The organism is Fervidicoccus fontis Kam940 (assembly GCF_000258425.1).
Lineage (GTDB): Archaea > Thermoproteota > Thermoprotei_A > Sulfolobales > Fervidicoccaceae > Fervidicoccus > Fervidicoccus fontis.
Map to the genome: position 1 here is coordinate 338,174 of NC_017461.1, position 15,710 is coordinate 353,883.

Sequence of the window (15,710 nt, forward strand, 5' to 3'; positions counted from 1 at the left end):
ATTATCTTTTTGAATTTAAAATGCATTTATTCTGATCTGTTTCACCTGAACCTACAATCTCTCCATTTTTTATGTAATAAATTTTTTGCGCACAATTTCCAACTTCAATATCATGAGTAACCAAGATTATAGTTTCACCCGCCTTGTTTAGTTCTTTAAGTGTTTCCATAACTATTCTTCCTGAGTCTCTATCTAGATTACCCGTCGGCTCATCTGCTAAAATCAGTTTTGGTTTTCCTACTAGGGCTCTTGCAATTGCGACCCTCTGTTGCTGTCCACCAGAGAGCTGGTTAGGCTTTTTCTTTAGCCAGCCCAAATCTCCGCCAGCTCTTAGAAGGGCTTCACGAACAAGCTTTTCTCTTTCCTCTTTGCTTATATCTCTTATAAGAAGAGGCAGTTCTATATTTTCATATACCGTTAATCTTTGAATTAAATTAAATTGCTGAAAAACGAACCCAATTTTCCTATTTCTTATTTTTGCTATTTCGCTATCCTTTAATTTTGCTACATCTATTCCATCTATATATACTTTTCCAGCATTAGGTCTATCAAGCAGGCCAATTATATTCATCAAAGTGCTCTTGCCAGAGCCTGAGGGGCCCATTATAGAAATAAACTCTCCGCTTCTGACTGTAAGGTTGATTCCCTTTAAAATATGATATTCTATTTCTCCTGTTTTGTATATCTTATGAATGTTTTCTAATCTAACGATATTTTTTTGGCTTTCCACTCAATTTTAACCTCATTTAGCATACTTTAGTTCCAGGAGAAACGTCTTTTTCAGGTAGCAATAAAACTGGCAATTGGTTGCTCTCACATCCAATAGCTAAGATCATGCCTTCACTCACATACCCCAAAAATTTTTTGGTTTTAAATTAGTTAGAACGGGAACCTTTTTTCCCACAAGCTCTTCAGGTTTATATGATTCAGCGATTCCAGAGATTATTTGTCTTTCACCGATAGATGGACCAAGATCAATAATCAGCCTCAAAAGCTTATGACTCCCTGGAATTTTTTCAGCAAATTTTATTAGCCCTATTCTTATGTCTAATCTAGAAAACTCTTCATATGAAATTTCGTTAGTATTTTGTTTAGACATTTTTCCACCTTATTGAGACTTTTTAAATTTATTTACTCTTATATAAATTTTTTACAATTAAAATTGTTTCACATTATAGCAAATAATACATTCTCATTTTCATGCTAAGAAAAGCTTAAAAACGAAATTAAAATTAATCTTTTTCTCTAAAACTTAATACTCAAGATCATATTTATAAGAGGTTTTAACATAAAAATTAACATGCATGTGTGCTAAGTATAAACAAGGTTATTATAGCATTTGGTAACTCGCTATAATGCTAATGAGGAGGTGCTGTAGAAATAGTGAAAATTCCTCTCGATTATATTTGTGTCAAGACAGGAGTTTTGTGTCCGCGATGCCAGAGGCTAGTAGATAGTGGAAAAGTCGATAAAAAAGAAATTCCTGTAATGAAAGCACTGATTGAACTAGAAGAAGAGAAAGAATTCAAATTTTTAAAAGATCTTAATTATATAAGAACCATTTGGAGCGAAGATCTTTGCGTTATAGTCGTAAAATCCGATATGCAAAGTCAATATCAGCTCAAGAAAGTTGCTAAGGCGTTGAGTGAAAAGTTGAATGTAAGGGTTCAAATAGTGGAAGATACAAGAGATCTCAAAAAATTAGCTTCAGAGCTTTTAAGCCCGGTTAGAATAGTAGGTGTTAATACGATATGGCTTCCAGATGGAACTACAGAATATGTTATAAGGATAAGTAAATATGATGCGAGAGCACTTCCCACTAAAGTTGAGGTTTTAGAAGATGTGTTTCATAAGCTTTTTAAATCTCCTGCAAAAATAAAGATGGAATAAAAATAAAAAATATATTAATTATTTAAAAAGTTCAGCGTTTACTTTTTCTCTCTTCTTTTCATAATATCAGGTATCGCTAGTAACACTAGCATCACAACTTCTGAAGCGGCTCCAAGTATTATGTCATGCCATCCAAAGAGTATTCCATATGCCCAACAGTACATAAGGCTAAGCACACCAATAATAAAGAATCCAATTATCAGCCACCATGGAGCCTTCCAAGCTGCTTTCTCGTGCCACTCCTTTGTTGCTCTGATCTTCAAGTTTGCTACGCTTAATAGAAATATTGTTAACATGTATGGAACTTGGAACATAGCGACAAGTATAGCGTATATCGGAGTATATAACAACATTGCTATGTTTATGATATAAGTGAAAATCAGGCCAATTATTGGAACTCCATATTTGTTTGTTTTTGCAAAGATCTTTGGGATGTCTCCCTCAACAGCCATTTGATAAAGGACTCTAGATCCTCCTATCATAGCAACATTCGCATTTGTTAGTGTTCCGCTTATTAATGCAGTCCACATTAATGCTAAACCGACACCGCCTAATACAATTCTTGAATATTCAAATAATGGCGCTTCCCCTGTCCCTAGATCGCTTCCTAGAACTCCAATGCCGGTTATCGTTATGAGGCTTACAAATAGTAATGGAATCAAAGTAGAGGCAAGCCCTGCTCTTGGGACGTTTTTCTCAGGATCCTTTATTTCAGGCACTATTGATGCAAATATATCTGTAGCATATGTGCTCCAAGTCGAATATAAGGATGCTGCTAAAAATAGCATGAACATTCCGTAGAGCGAATTTGCGGATGCACCCGGTATTTCACTGCTAGCTACCCAAAATGGATGAAAGTTTGATAAGTTAACATATGGTATTGCAACTAAACCAACAAAAATTGTAGGTACAATTCTCAATAATGTCATAATAACTTCAGCTAATCCAGCCAATTTTATTCCGAAGTAATTAATTATGAAAAACACCGTCACCGTTACGCCAGTAAATATCGTTTGATACGTAGTATTAGTAGGCCATATATACCATCCGGTAATTAATGTACCTATAGTTGCTGCTGTTCCCCAGCTTACATAGAATCCCCAAGCAGTTAGCCCTCCAAGATATTTTCCTAAAGCGATACGAACGGGAGCATACTCAGAGCCGGCCTTGTCAGGCCATATCGTAAAGTCGTATGCAAGGGTCATTGCTAGAAATCCGCCGAAAATCATCGTAACGATCCATACAAAAGATGCTGCCGGGCCTGCAATTCTATAAGTTACAGGGTAATTTCCAAAAAGACCATTCGACCCCAACGTTCCCAATACTAGTGAAGCTGACACAAACCATCCAACCTGCCTTTTTAGACCATGAGAGTCTGCCATTCATAACACACCTTTTATTTTATTAAAAGATTTACTTATTTTTAATTTTCGCATAATATTTAAATTTTTCTTCACATTCTAAAAAATTTCTATAACAATTAGATTTATAAGATAAAGTTTTTTTAAATTATGTAAAAAGAAAATTAAGAAGAAATAAAATTTCAAAAAAACGAATTTTTTAAAAAAGAATCTTTTGAATATAAACCATTAAAATGTTTTTTATTATAGAAAATTATTACTTGTCAGACTTTAATAATATAATTTTTATATAATCTATTTAAAATCAATTTTTTTATTCGTATTTCATAAATTTTACTCTTACAACTTCTTAATTAAATGCATAGGATATATTCGCGAATTTTTTCTTTGAAATAAAAATTTGCGATAAACAAATTAAAATATTGAAGTCTTTAGTAAAAAATAATTTTTGTTCCTCAGCTTTCTACTAAAAAAGAAAGCAACTATCTACCTTACGCTATTTAATGAAAGGGGACTAATATAAAAAGGCTTCAATACAAATCAAGCATACCAGTTATTTTGTCAACGAGTTCTTCTGGTGCTGGTCCTATGCCTACAGCAGTAATAGTACCTTCTGGTACCTGGGTTAAACCTGCATCTTTAATAAGTGAAGCGGGAAGACCTAAGCTTTTTGCATTATTGTAATATACTAATAATTCATCTAAAGAACTTACTTTTAAGACAACTTTTTTTTGTCCTTCTTTTATCCATTCTTCAAGCCATTTTTTCCATTCATTTCTATTGCTATTTAAAATTTGCAATACGCATTCAACGCTGGCATGTGCAACTTGAGCAGCCAATTTACCTGGACTAAGTCTCAAGTCTTTTCTGGCAACTATAACTTGCTTACATTGCATAATAACTTCACTTAAAGCAATGCGAAGAATTTTTAAATATAAAATTTGTTTAGGTTTTTAGCCTTTTTTAGGTTTATGCTTACACCCTCATCTTTTTACCATAGAGACCATTTGTTAGGATAGGGGAGGTTTACTTGAGTTTAACATATAGTACTATTGCGGAAAATTTAAAATTTATTAACGATTTGAAAATTAATAGTAAAAAAATGAAAATGTTAGATGTGATAAGTATGCAATCAAGCAATGTTGCATCAAAATTAAGCGTACATAACACCGTAAAAACAAGAACTTGCACCAGTTGTGGAAAGACAGTTTCTCCTGAAGAAAAGCCAACAATTTTCCTGTGCCCGAACTGTGGACAAGTTGAAATAGTAAGATGCAGTAAATGCAAGAAGCAAGGTGTAAAATATAAATGCCCGGTTTGTGGTTTTGAAGGACCGTAAAAGGGATGAGAAGAAATGGCAAGAGTACTTGTAAGCTTAAAAATTTATCCAAAAGATGCTGAAGCTAAAAGAGAGGAGGTTGCTGACAAAATCAGAAAGGCTTTACCGCAGGATTATATCATAATTAAGGCATCTGAAGAGCCAATAGCATTTGGCTATACGGCATTAAAATTATATTTGACTTTTCCTGAGGAGACAGAAGGTGGAACAGAAAAACTGGAGGAAATATTAAGAGGTATCGAAGATATAGATGATTTTGAAATCGAAAGCGTCTCAAGATTAAGTAGTTTCTAAACCTATTTATTTCTGACTTTAAATAATTCTCAATAAAATCTTTTATAAATATCGCGGCTGTAGTAAAAACCAAAGATTTCACATGCGAAAATACAATTTAGCAACTTCTTAGAAAAATGTTTATTATATCTTTTGCAGTACTTTTATTTTGTAGTTAAAGATGTTTTATAAAACATATTGTCGCTATATTTTTAATCGTTTCTTCACTTATTAAAAATTTAGAAGTGTTGTAATATGAGTACTACTAATGAAAAAAAGGAGCTTTTATTAAGAGTCGCAGAAGCTAAGCAAAAAGATGTTGGGAGAGGAAAGGTAAGAATAGACCTGGAGATGTTGAAGGAAATTGGAGTAGAACCTGGAGATGTCGTTGAAATTGAAGGAAGAAGAAAAACAGCCGCTATTGCCTGGCCAAACTATACTGAAGATCAAGGTCAGGATATAATAAGAATGGATGGATTGGTTAGGAAGAACGCAGGTGTGAGCATTGGGGATAAAGTAATCGTGAGAAAAGCACAGACGAAGCCAGCTACATACGTAAAGCTTGCCCCAAATAACTATAACATCGAGGTTGAAAACAGCTTTGTAAATTACATAAAGAGGAGGCTAATTGATACTCCTGTGGTAGAAGGAGATACAGTACTCATTCCAGTATTGGGTCAGCCAATTCCATTTTCAGTGATACAAACCAAGCCTATCGGGATAGTCATAATAACTAATGAAACTAACTTAATAGTTTTAGATAAGCCGGTAGATACGGGGAAAATGCCTAGAGTTACATATGAAGATATTGGAGGACTTAAACCGATTGTTGAAAGAATCAGGGAGCTTGTTGAGCTACCGCTTAAATACCCGGAGGTTTTCAAAAGATTAGGAATCGAACCTCCCAAAGGAGTACTACTTTATGGAGCACCAGGAACTGGTAAGACCCTTTTAGCTAAAGCTGTTGCAAACGAGACCCAGGCATACTTTGTTGCGATAAACGGCCCTGAAATTATGAGTAAGTTCTACGGAGAAAGCGAACAAAGGTTGAGAGAAATATTTGAGGAAGCCAAGAAGCACACACCAGCTATTATATTCATAGATGAAATAGATGCAATTGCCCCTAAGAGAGACGAAGTAATTGGTGAAGTTGAAAGGAGGGTAGTAGCTCAGTTGCTAGCACTGATGGACGGACTCGAAACTAGAGGAGATGTTATTGTAATTGCAGCAACGAATAGACCTAACGCCATTGACCCAGCATTAAGAAGACCGGGAAGATTTGATAGAGAAATTGAAATACCTCTGCCAGATAGACAAGGAAGGCTCGAAATACTTCAAATTCATACGAGAAATATGCCCTTAGCGGAAGATGTAGATTTAGAAAAGATAGCTAGTATTACTCACGGATATACGGGGGCTGATCTTGCAGCCCTTTCAAGAGAGGCAGCGATGCATGCATTGAGAAGGTACTTACCGAAAATAGATTTAAACAGTGAAAGAATTCCAGAAGAAGTACTTAATAGCATGGTAGTTACTATGCAGGACTTTATGGAAGCATATAAGGAGATTATTCCAAGCGGATTAAGAGAAATATATATTGAGGTTCCAAATGTTAAGTGGAGCGATATAGGTGGGCTTGAAGAGGCAAAACAGCAGCTGAGAGAGGCAGTTGAGTGGCCTCTCAAGTACCCTGAGTCATTTAAGAAGATCGGCATAAGACCTCCAAGAGGCGTATTACTCTTTGGACCTCCTGGTACTGGGAAAACGATGCTCGCTAAGGCTGTTGCAACTGAGAGCGAGGCGAACTTTATAGCAGTCAGAGGTCCAGAGGTGTTGAGCAAGTGGGTTGGAGAGAGTGAGAAAGCTATAAGGGAAATATTCAGGAGAGCAAGACAATACTCTCCTGTTATTATATTCTTCGACGAAATTGATTCGCTTGTACCAATAAGGGGAATGTCAAGCGACTCTTATGTTACTGAAAGAGTAGTAAGCCAATTGCTGACAGAAATGGATGGAATTGAAAGCTTAGAAAACGTTATAGTTATAGCTGCAACTAACAGGCCAGATATAATCGACCCTGCTCTCTTGAGGCCAGGAAGGCTTGAAAAGCTCATCTACATTCCCCCTCCGGACAAAGACGATAGACTAGAGATTCTAAAGATTCATACAAAGAAGATGCCTTTAGCAAGCGACGTCGATCTGGAGAGGATTGCAGAAATTACTGAGGGATATACGGGTGCAGATATAGAGGCTTTGGTTAGAGAAGCAGGGTTGAGGGCATTAAGAGAGAATTTATCGGCAACTGAAATTAGGATGAGACACTTTGAGGATGCCCTGCAAGTAATAAAGCCGTCAATTACTAAGCAGATGATCGAATACTATATTAAATGGTTTGAGCAAGCGAGACAAGCTATTAGCAAGAAAATAATAGAGACGACTCCTTATATTTAAATGGAGGGGGTAAAAATAAAAAGCATCTGGAGGAATTTGCCTCTTCAGGAGATAATTTATAGAGTTCTCCAGCTCAAAAATGGAATATCTACTGATAAAGAATTATATGAGGCTGTCAACAATGCTGCAGAAGTAAGTTATTCTGAATTTTTGAAAACTATTATGAAAATGGAATTATATGGACTTTTAAAGACAAGCTTAATAAAAGAGGACGTCTTAAGTATAGAATTGAACAAAGAGAGTTGAGCATCTTGGGAGTAAATATAAGGGAGCTTATTCCTCCTGAGGCTATAAAAGAGATTGAGCTTGAATCACTTAAAGGAAGAACGATTGCAATTGATGCATATAATGCACTATATCAATTTCTAGCGGCTATAAGGCAACCTGACGGGACACCCCTTATAGATAATAAAGGAAGAGTAACAAGCCATTTAAGCGGAATTTTTTATAGAACAATAAATCTTATTGAAGCAGGAATTAAGCCTATATATGTATTTGATGGTCTACCTCCTAGTTTGAAGGAAAAAGAACTAGAGAAAAGAAGAAAAGTAAAAGAAGAGGCAGCCAAAAAATATCAGGTAGCAATTGCTGAAGAGAAATATGAAGAAGCTAGGAAATATGCCCAGATATCTACGAGGCTTAATGACGAGATGGTGAAAGAGGCTATTAAGCTACTTGATGCCATGGGCCTTCCAACTGTACAAGCTCCAGCAGAGGGGGAGGCTCAGGCTGCATATATGGCAAAAAAAGGAGATGTCTGGAGCTCTGGAAGTCAGGATTATGACAGTATATTGTTTGGGTCGCCAAGAGTGGTTAGGAACCTTACAGTCTCTGGAAAGAGAAAGCTACCTAAAAAAGATGTCTATATTGATATCAAACCGGAAGTTATAGAATCAAACGTAATTTATGAAAAGCTCGGCATCAACAGAGAGAAGCTTATAATCATAGGAATTATGCTAGGTACGGATTACAATCCTGACGGTATTAAGGGGGTTGGAATCAAAACAGCTTTGAAAATTGTAAAAAGCTATGAGAAAACGGAGGAAATTCTCAAGAGCCTTCCTCAAACTCAGGTAGATTACTATGAAATCTTCAACTATTTTATGAACCCCGAAGTTACCGATAATTATACAATACAGTGGAAAGAACCTTCTGTTGAAAAAATTAAAGAAATATTAGTGGAGGAGCATGACTTTAATGAAGCTAGAGTTGAAAACGCTATTGAAAGACTTCAAAAGTCTTTTAAAGAAAATGTAAAATCTCAAACTAAAGGTCTCGACTTTTGGTTCAAATAAAAAACATTTTGAATTTTAGAATCAAATTAGTTTGCTAATCAGTTTTGGAATTTCAAATGGGTTTTTTGCTACAGGTATTCCTGCATTTTCTAAAGCTTTGATTTTTCCCTCATAAGTGCCTTCTCCCATAGTAATTATAGCTCCCGCATGCCCCATTCTTTTGCCCGGAGGTGCTGTTTTGCCTGCTATGTAAGCAACTATCGGCTTGTCAAATTCTCCTTTCTTAAATCGCATTGCTACTCTTTCTTCAATGTCGCCTCCTATTTCCCCCACCATAACTACCGCCTTCGTTTCTTTATCATCATTAAATAATTTCATAACTTCTATGAAGTTTAGACCGATTATCGGATCTCCTCCAACGCCTATAACAGTCGATTGCCCAATTCCCTCTCTTGATAGAGCGTAACTTATCTCATAAGTCAAAGTACCGCTTCTTGACATTATGCCTACGGGGCCCCTTGTAAATACGCTTCCTGGCATTATGCCAATTTTCGTCTCGTTTGGAACTATAATTCCAGGACAGTTGGGACCTATAATTCTTATGCCTTTCTCATTCGCATAATTGACAAATTTCATCGTCTCATGCACGGGAATCCCTTCAGTTATAACGATAATGTTTTTTATTTTATTTTTAATTGCTTCATACACAGCATCTGCAGTAAAAGCGGCTGGTACAAAAATTATAGATGCGTCAATATGCGGATTCTCAGACATAGCATTCTCTACGCTGTTATATACCTTTACACCGTAAACCTCTTGACCTTCTTTGCCAGGTGAAACTCCTGCAACAATTTTTGTACCGTATTCAAGCATTAACTTAGTATGGAAGGATCCCTCTTTCCCGGTAATCCCTTGGACCAATACTTTTGTATCTTTGTTGACTAATATTGCCATTTTGTTATTCACCTCCCTTTACAGAATTGACAGTGCTTCTCGCAGCTTCAATTGGATCATTATATGAACTTATTCCCAACTCTTTAAGTATCCTTTTCCCTTCCTCTTCATTTGTGCCTGAAAGCCTGACGAAAATCGGCTTAATTTTACCAACAGACTTCAATGCTCCTTCTATTCCTCTAGCTACTTCATCGCACCTGGTTATTCCTCCAAATATATTGATAAATATACTTTTAGCTTTAGGGTATTCAAGCAAGAGAGAAACAGCCTCCTTCACTCTTTCTGAATTAGCTCCACCGCCTATATCAAGAAAATTCGCAGGACTCCCACCGAACTCATAAATCAAATCCATAGTTGCCATTGTTAGTCCTGCACCGTTTCCTATAATCCCAATATTCCCATCTAACTCGACAAATGCAAAGCCTCTTTGTTTAGCTCTGATCTCCCATTCAGTTTCTTCACCGCTCATTTCTTTGTTCGCAACAAGTTCCTTATGCTTATAGACAGAATTATCGTCTATTATAATTCTCGAATCTAAAGCTATAACTTCTCCGTTTACAATAGTGAATGGATTGCTCTCGACTAAATCTCCATCATACATTTCAAAAATGTTATATAGGCTCTTCAGAAATGATGTGAAGCTAGCTAGCTCTTTTCCACTCAGACCTAGCTTATATCCTATATTTCTTGCTTCGAAATCTCTCATACCAAGGATCGGGTCAACATGATATTTTATAATGCTTTCCGGGCTTTTTTTAGAGACTTCTTCAATTTCCATACCGCCGCTTTTGCTTACTAATATAACTGGGCATCTTTCGGCTCTATCGATAGTTATAGAAGCGAAATACTCATTATCATGTTCTACTGCTTCTTCAATAAGCAGGAAATTCGGTTTTAGTCCTTTAATTTCTAAATTAAACAGATTGTTCGAAACTGTAACAGCTTCGTTAATATCTTTAGCAAATTTTACTCCTCCTGACTTTCCTCTTCCTGCAACCAAAACTTGGCTTTTTACAACTAATGGGAATTTCAGTTTGCTCTCTTCAATCTTCTTTTCTATATCATCACTTTTTGCAATGACGACCCCCTTAGGAACCTTAATACCGTGCAATTTGTAAATTTCCTTTGCTTCATATTCAAAAAGCTTCACTTTTATCACTATCCTTTTTAATTTTTTAGATATTTAGTTAATTTAAACTCTTAAAATTTATCGTTGTGGCATTAAACAACTATTTTTGTATTGAATAAAATCTTAATATGTAGGAAAATGGTAAGTGCATTTTTAGGAAACTTCTATGTGTGGTTAAAAAATTACGAAAAATTTTTTAAAGCGAAACGTTACTCAACTCTCAAAGAAGATTGCTGCTCATGTAGTTAACTCAATAGCTAAAGGGAAGTGCGGGGGGTGGGATTTGAACCCACGCAGGACTTCTCCATCGGAGTCTGAATCCGACCCCTTTGGCCATGCTCGGGCACCCCCGCATTTACTAGGTAAAAATCTTTTTTTTAATATTATATATATTTTTCAGGTATATTATTTGGATAAAATGCTTTTCTTGGCCATATCTTATTTTTTCTGAGGATTTCAACGACATGAGGATATAGAAAGACGAATTCTTCCTCGTAATTTTCATATAGTGAAGAATCAATGTCACCGAGCTTTTCACGTAAATCTTTGCAACTCTCTTCTTCACTGAAGCTCTCCATAACAGCAGGATGCGCTCTGACATTAGAATCTATTAGGTTTTTTAATGCATTTATTTGCACTTGAAAAAATTCCTTTTTTGCACCTGTAATTGAATGAAAGTCTTCTGGAGTGCATCCTTTTATTGAAACCCTCACGTGAACGTTTTCAAAATTCGATAACTCCGGAGAAAGCTCATTATAATAGCCGAAGTAAATTCCATTTGTCTCCAAAATGAATGTCATGTCATAGTTTTTTAAATTTTCAAGCACTTGAATTAAATGTTCGAAGCCTAAAGTTGGCTCTCCTCCACTTATTCTTATATTTTTGTAGCTTTTTTCGTTTGCAATTCTTATTAGTTTAGAAGCTACTTGCTCGGGAGAATAGAAATTTCCAAACCTCTCTGGATAATCTCTTTGTCTCCAGGCCCAGCAGAACTTACATCTTAAATTGCACCCTATGCAGTCAGCTGTAGCGATCCCTCCATACCATTTCCCACCTCTAAATCTATAATACTTCCTTAGCCAAATGCCGTGATCTTCTTTTAAGATTATCTTTTCAATAGTTTTTCCAAGCTCTATTGGATTATAACCCGTGTTGTCAATAAAAGAATTTATCATGATTTCACTTTTTTTCATTTTTTAGGATTATTTTAACAGAAGCAAACAGCACTGCGACTATAATCCCTATATCTATATATATGTAAATGTTCTTAAAAAAGATGTATCCGTTAAGCGTGTAGTATATTGCTGAACAGCCGTAATATAAGTCTCCTGCGGACGATGAACTCGAAAATGTTCCAGAGATATATGGGAGTATCAGCTCAACCCTTCTCTTCAATGTGAGCATCATAGAAATTACGACAAACTGAGAGACATAAATTCCATATGTCAACCAAGAAAGGAAACTCAACCTTTTTCCCTTATCTAAAAGCAGAGCCAAACTAACGATGAAAGTAGGAAGGATCAAAGCGAGTAGGATTGTTGAAATGATATTGACTTCGTTCAGCATTTCCAAATTTAATTGAGTTTTTTCAAAATATTTTATTGAATAATAAACCAAGGAAATAGTTCCCGAAAAAGGGTTCCCTTTGATTAAAACTAAAGGGAATATGAATATAAGTAGGTTGAAAACGAAATATATGAATCCAGCTATAAAAAGAGTAAGCTTTTCTCTATCCATTTTTCTTAACCTGAAACATAATATTTTAAAAATATTTGATTTCCATCATATATGTACTGTACATCCACATATTCATATGCATGTTTCTCAAAAGGATATGCGAGCTCTGAATTTTGAGGTACTCGCAATTCAAATGACTTTGAATCGAATTGCCTTCCAGGAAAATCCGCATAATCTAAAGTTATATTTACATCTACTGGGAAGAAGTTGCCGTTTCTTATAAAAAGGGTAAAGTTATCAATGCTGAATTCAAGCTTCTGAAAAGGCACGTTTAAATAGTATATCCCAGATAAGTTTCCTTTATCCAATTCTGCACTTATTCCGACTTCTAATATGTTTGAGCCATTATAATATGCACGCTGATAAATAACATATGGAACTTCAATCACGATTGTCTGATTATTTATAAAACATTGTGTGAGGTTCTCACTTACAGGAGAGAGAATGTAGCAACTCTTTATATTCTGAAATGAGATGTTCTCCGCGCTGTAGTTTAAAGATACGCTTCCATCCGAATTAAAATTATAGCCTGTAAGGTTTACTCCAGGCTGGTAAGGTAAGATAGAAGATGTCTCTATCTCAACAGGCATTGTAATAAGGAGAATTACCGATATTAGGACATATATACCGAAAACCAAAACAGAAATTGAAAATCCGCTAGGGAGGAAGCTTTTTCTATTAAAAAATATGTAGAGAGCAACTAGAAGGAATATTAAAATCCATATATAATTAGGTATTACGAAAAGCTCCTTATATTTTACGTTCGAATAGAGGATGGGAGGGTCTATATAAGGATTGTTATCGCCCTTCGTGATTACATACTCATTGTACGTGCCTACAATCCTATGAATCACACACTGAGTTTTAGATACGCACCAAACTACAACTTCTCCGTTTTTATAATTTTTATCGGTAATACCTACGACAATATCTCCCGTTTTCAAAGTCGGATACATGCTATTTCCGCTTACTACAAATAATGCGACAGGAAGTCCTATAATCTTCCCCATAAGAAGGAGAACCAGAATTAAAGAAATAGAACCAATAATAACTTTTTTAAGATGCTTCACACCATATAGCACCTTTAAAAATATAAAAATTTAAAAATTAAATTATGGTTATGGTGTTGAGTTTGGAGTTTCTGGGCTTGGACTGTATATTATATACAGCGAACCACTTGCTGAACTCGGCAGAGTGCTCCCTTCAGGAATATATACATGCAGACCGATGACGTATTCATTTCCTCCACTTAGAGTTCCAAGGTTGAGCGGCGAACTGCTAGATAAAGTTAAAAGGTCGCCTTTGATTGTTCCGTTGACAATTAAATAGACGTGGGAACCGGATGGCAGTCCGCTTATAGGATTATTAACACTTATCCATACATTATAACTTTGACTGTCAGTGTTTTTAATAATTGCTATATTTTCATAATCTGTATATTGATATGTTGGATGAATGGTAATGCTCAAGCTAGATTGATTATTTCCTGGCGTTACAGTTATTGTATTTCCACTTACGAGATCATGACTACCGGCATTGGTTCCTGCTAGCAATTGTATTGGGTTGGATACTGGGCTCAGTGATAAAGTTACTGGATTGTAAACGAAGACGCTGGCATAAACAACTGCTAATGCTACTCCAAGTATTACTGGAATTAATAGTTTATATGTTTTCATACTCTTCCCTCATTAATAGATTTCATTTATAGTAAAATTATATGAGTTCTTTTTTGCTAACAAGATATTTTAAGAATAACTCCTAAAAAAAAGAGACAATTTATCAAATAAAAAATTTACATAAAATTTTATTATTCTAGTTTTATAGCTATGATGGAGAACCGTACCTACTTTAATGCGAGAAAAGCTTGAAAAAACCTTAAAAGCTCTTTTCATTTAATAAACCTTTTAAAAACAATAATTGAAAAATACTGCTGGCGATCTGCATTTTGCTGTTATTTAAAAAGGAAGTGAATATGGCTTGGACAAACGTTTCCTTGCACTCAGTTCAATTATTTTTACATACAGCTTTGTCAACTCTATTGTATCTTTAGCTTCAAGCTTGAGAGTCTATGAACTTACTCAATCTACTTTTATGCAGTCTTTGACGTCTTTTTCATATAATACATTGTATGCATTGGGAAGCTATTATTACTCCAGAATATCTGGTAAGCTGAAGCAGGACCAGTTCGCAATTTTCTCCCTTATTTTGATGGCATCAAGTATACTATTTATGGCTTTTTCCCCTTCAGCTATCTTTATAATACTGTTCAATGGAGTTTTTGGGATGTCAATCGCATTTATCTCTCCTCTCATGGCTGGGATGATAATAAACTACTTGATGAAAGATAATATAGGAATAACTAGAACGAATGTGATAAGTAGCTTAGGTATAATATTTGGATATATATTTGCAGCTTTTGGGGGTGCACTATTTTCATCAAAAGATTTGATGTTTATTAATACTGCTTTTACGTTAGCTGTTTTGCCTCTAGTAAAATATTTTCCAGAAAAGTTCAAAACCAAAGGAGAGAGAAGAGCTCTTATCCTTTCATTAATGCCTCAGGTTGCAGGAAGGATTAGAGCCATCCCGCATGAAATCGTTAAATATGAAAGGGAGTTATCATTTAAAGCTCTTTACAACGACTTCAAAAAAATGTTTTATTTTAAAAAACTTAGGGAAATGCCTACTGTGCTCCTTGGAGCGACAGTTTTATATACAGCCATTCAGATATTTTTCACTCCGATGCCCTCATATTTGAAAATATTCGGCTATACGGATAGCGACATTTATACTCTGTACTTAATTAATAACTTTACGACTTTACTCCTATATGACTTTATGAGGAAGAGAACTGAGACTGAATCTGGAACATGGAAATTGCTTATCATAGCCGTTATGGTAAGACCTATTCTCTTTCTCTTTCCTTTGCTTACATATTTGAAGGTACCGATAAACTTGATATTTGTAATTTTTTACATAGGAATTGGAATAAGCTGGTCCGGTATTTCAGTAGCTCTACCAGTTCTTATAATGAAGAACGCAGATCCCGAATCAAAAGGATTGGCCCTGAGCAAGATGAATGCAACAACTACAATAGGAACTATAGTTGGCTCTTTTGTGGGAGGAATAGTTTCTAAATATTATTTTATAACTGGAACATCTATCCTAGCAAGTTTGATGGCTTTGGTATCATTGGCAATATTCTTTAAAGCTTCCAAAATCATACCGACCTAATTCTTCACTTACGACAGGATGTAGTTTAAATAATTTTAAACGATTTAAATCTTTCAAAGCTTAGTGATGAGCTTTGTTAGCAATGAATTTTTCTAGTTAAATTTTCG

17 protein-coding genes and 1 tRNA gene are annotated in these 15,710 nt (G+C 35.3%); 7 read left to right on the top strand and 11 right to left on the bottom strand.

Translation table 11 applies throughout. The features are described 5' to 3' along the window. Position 1: 1 nt before the first annotated feature. Entirely contained in the window at positions 2-730 is a 729-nt protein-coding gene (locus FFONT_RS01740; RefSeq protein WP_014557494.1) for an ABC transporter ATP-binding protein, read from the bottom strand. 114 nt (positions 731-844) lie between these two features. Then, positions 845-1,099 carry a hypothetical protein gene (locus FFONT_RS01745; protein ID WP_014557495.1) on the bottom strand — a complete coding sequence of 85 codons (255 nt, stop codon included), beginning with the start codon at positions 1,097-1,099 and terminating at the stop codon, positions 845-847. A gap of 284 nt (positions 1,100-1,383) precedes the next feature. Here FFONT_RS01745 and FFONT_RS01750 point away from each other — a divergent pair, with 284 nt between their 5' ends. Next, complete coding sequence (locus FFONT_RS01750) at positions 1,384-1,890, top strand: transcription elongation factor NusA (protein WP_014557496.1); 507 nt, start codon at positions 1,384-1,386, stop codon at positions 1,888-1,890. Between the two features lie 38 nt (positions 1,891-1,928). Here FFONT_RS01750 and FFONT_RS01755 read toward each other — a convergent pair whose 3' ends face one another. Together FFONT_RS01755 and pth2 are read right to left on the bottom strand one after the other, a co-directional pair. Beyond that, positions 1,929-3,272 carry an APC family permease gene (locus FFONT_RS01755; protein ID WP_014557497.1) on the bottom strand — a complete coding sequence of 448 codons (1,344 nt, stop codon included), beginning with the start codon at positions 3,270-3,272 and terminating at the stop codon, positions 1,929-1,931. Positions 3,273-3,781: 509 nt separating this feature from the next. After that, positions 3,782-4,147 carry a peptidyl-tRNA hydrolase Pth2 gene (gene pth2, locus FFONT_RS01760; RefSeq protein WP_014557498.1) on the bottom strand — a complete coding sequence of 122 codons (366 nt, stop codon included), beginning with the start codon at positions 4,145-4,147 and terminating at the stop codon, positions 3,782-3,784. A gap of 134 nt (positions 4,148-4,281) precedes the next feature. Here pth2 and FFONT_RS01765 point away from each other — a divergent pair, with 134 nt between their 5' ends. The 5 genes from FFONT_RS01765 (at position 4,282) to fen (ending at position 8,609) form a co-directional block, all read left to right on the top strand. Continuing rightward, entirely contained in the window at positions 4,282-4,590 is a 309-nt protein-coding gene (locus FFONT_RS01765; RefSeq protein ID WP_211206247.1) for a zinc finger domain-containing protein, read from the top strand. A 15-nt stretch (positions 4,591-4,605) separates the two neighbouring features. Further along, positions 4,606-4,884 carry an elongation factor 1-beta gene (locus tag FFONT_RS01770; RefSeq protein WP_014557499.1) on the top strand — a complete coding sequence of 93 codons (279 nt, stop codon included), beginning with the start codon at positions 4,606-4,608 and terminating at the stop codon, positions 4,882-4,884. 234 nt (positions 4,885-5,118) lie between these two features. After that, positions 5,119-7,314, top strand: a complete 2,196-nt coding sequence (locus FFONT_RS01775; protein ID WP_014557500.1) for a CDC48 family AAA ATPase — start codon at positions 5,119-5,121, stop codon at positions 7,312-7,314. Positions 7,315-7,350: 36 nt separating this feature from the next. Next, complete coding sequence (locus FFONT_RS01780) at positions 7,351-7,560, top strand: hypothetical protein (protein ID WP_148683508.1); 210 nt, start codon at positions 7,351-7,353, stop codon at positions 7,558-7,560. A 5-nt stretch (positions 7,561-7,565) separates the two neighbouring features. Continuing rightward, positions 7,566-8,609, top strand: a complete 1,044-nt coding sequence (fen, locus tag FFONT_RS01785) for a flap endonuclease-1 (protein WP_148683509.1) — start codon at positions 7,566-7,568, stop codon at positions 8,607-8,609. A 21-nt stretch (positions 8,610-8,630) separates the two neighbouring features. Here the strand turns inward: fen and sucD are convergent, their stop codons facing one another. The 7 genes from sucD to FFONT_RS01820 form a co-directional block, all read right to left on the bottom strand. After that, positions 8,631-9,503, bottom strand: coding sequence for a succinate--CoA ligase subunit alpha (gene sucD, locus FFONT_RS01790; protein ID WP_014557503.1), 873 nt, complete (start codon positions 9,501-9,503; stop codon positions 8,631-8,633). A gap of 4 nt (positions 9,504-9,507) precedes the next feature. Further along, on the bottom strand, positions 9,508-10,653 hold the full coding sequence (gene sucC, locus FFONT_RS01795) for an ADP-forming succinate--CoA ligase subunit beta (RefSeq protein ID WP_148683510.1): 1,146 nt from the start codon (positions 10,651-10,653) through the stop codon (positions 9,508-9,510). Between the two features lie 247 nt (positions 10,654-10,900). Beyond that, positions 10,901-10,985 (bottom strand) — tRNA-Leu (locus FFONT_RS01800). Positions 10,986-11,015: 30 nt separating this feature from the next. Beyond that, positions 11,016-11,807, bottom strand: coding sequence for a radical SAM protein (locus tag FFONT_RS01805; protein WP_014557505.1), 792 nt, complete (start codon positions 11,805-11,807; stop codon positions 11,016-11,018). A gap of 4 nt (positions 11,808-11,811) precedes the next feature. Further along, positions 11,812-12,369 carry a hypothetical protein gene (locus FFONT_RS01810; RefSeq protein WP_014557506.1) on the bottom strand — a complete coding sequence of 186 codons (558 nt, stop codon included), beginning with the start codon at positions 12,367-12,369 and terminating at the stop codon, positions 11,812-11,814. A gap of 5 nt (positions 12,370-12,374) precedes the next feature. Continuing rightward, the gene (locus tag FFONT_RS01815) at positions 12,375-13,439 is read right to left on the bottom strand and encodes a signal peptidase I (RefSeq protein ID WP_014557507.1); all 1,065 of its coding nucleotides are present in this window, start codon (positions 13,437-13,439) and stop codon (positions 12,375-12,377) included. 48 nt (positions 13,440-13,487) lie between these two features. Further along, complete coding sequence (locus FFONT_RS01820; protein ID WP_014557508.1) at positions 13,488-14,045, bottom strand: hypothetical protein; 558 nt, start codon at positions 14,043-14,045, stop codon at positions 13,488-13,490. 301 nt (positions 14,046-14,346) lie between these two features. Between FFONT_RS01820 and FFONT_RS01825 the strand changes: the two genes are divergently transcribed. Then, positions 14,347-15,603, top strand: coding sequence for an MFS transporter (locus FFONT_RS01825; protein WP_148683511.1), 1,257 nt, complete (start codon positions 14,347-14,349; stop codon positions 15,601-15,603). Positions 15,604-15,710 lie beyond the last annotated feature (107 nt).

Excerpts from the sequence above, each read along its gene's own strand:
- sucD (WP_014557503.1), bottom strand. The coding sequence starts at position 9,503 with ATGGCAATATTAGTCAACAAAGATACAAAAGTATTGGTCCAAGGGATT.
- FFONT_RS01805 (WP_014557505.1), bottom strand. The coding sequence starts at position 11,807 with ATGATAAATTCTTTTATTGACAACACGGGTTATAATCCAATAGAGCTT.
- pth2 (WP_014557498.1), bottom strand. The coding sequence starts at position 4,147 with ATGCAATGTAAGCAAGTTATAGTTGCCAGAAAAGACTTGAGACTTAGT.
- FFONT_RS01820 (WP_014557508.1), bottom strand. The coding sequence starts at position 14,045 with ATGAAAACATATAAACTATTAATTCCAGTAATACTTGGAGTAGCATTA.
- FFONT_RS01770 (WP_014557499.1), top strand. The coding sequence starts at position 4,606 with ATGGCAAGAGTACTTGTAAGCTTAAAAATTTATCCAAAAGATGCTGAA.
- FFONT_RS01755 (WP_014557497.1), bottom strand. The coding sequence starts at position 3,272 with ATGGCAGACTCTCATGGTCTAAAAAGGCAGGTTGGATGGTTTGTGTCA.
- FFONT_RS01775 (WP_014557500.1), top strand. The coding sequence starts at position 5,119 with ATGAGTACTACTAATGAAAAAAAGGAGCTTTTATTAAGAGTCGCAGAA.
- FFONT_RS01810 (WP_014557506.1), bottom strand. The coding sequence starts at position 12,369 with ATGGATAGAGAAAAGCTTACTCTTTTTATAGCTGGATTCATATATTTC.
- FFONT_RS01745 (WP_014557495.1), bottom strand. The coding sequence starts at position 1,099 with ATGTCTAAACAAAATACTAACGAAATTTCATATGAAGAGTTTTCTAGA.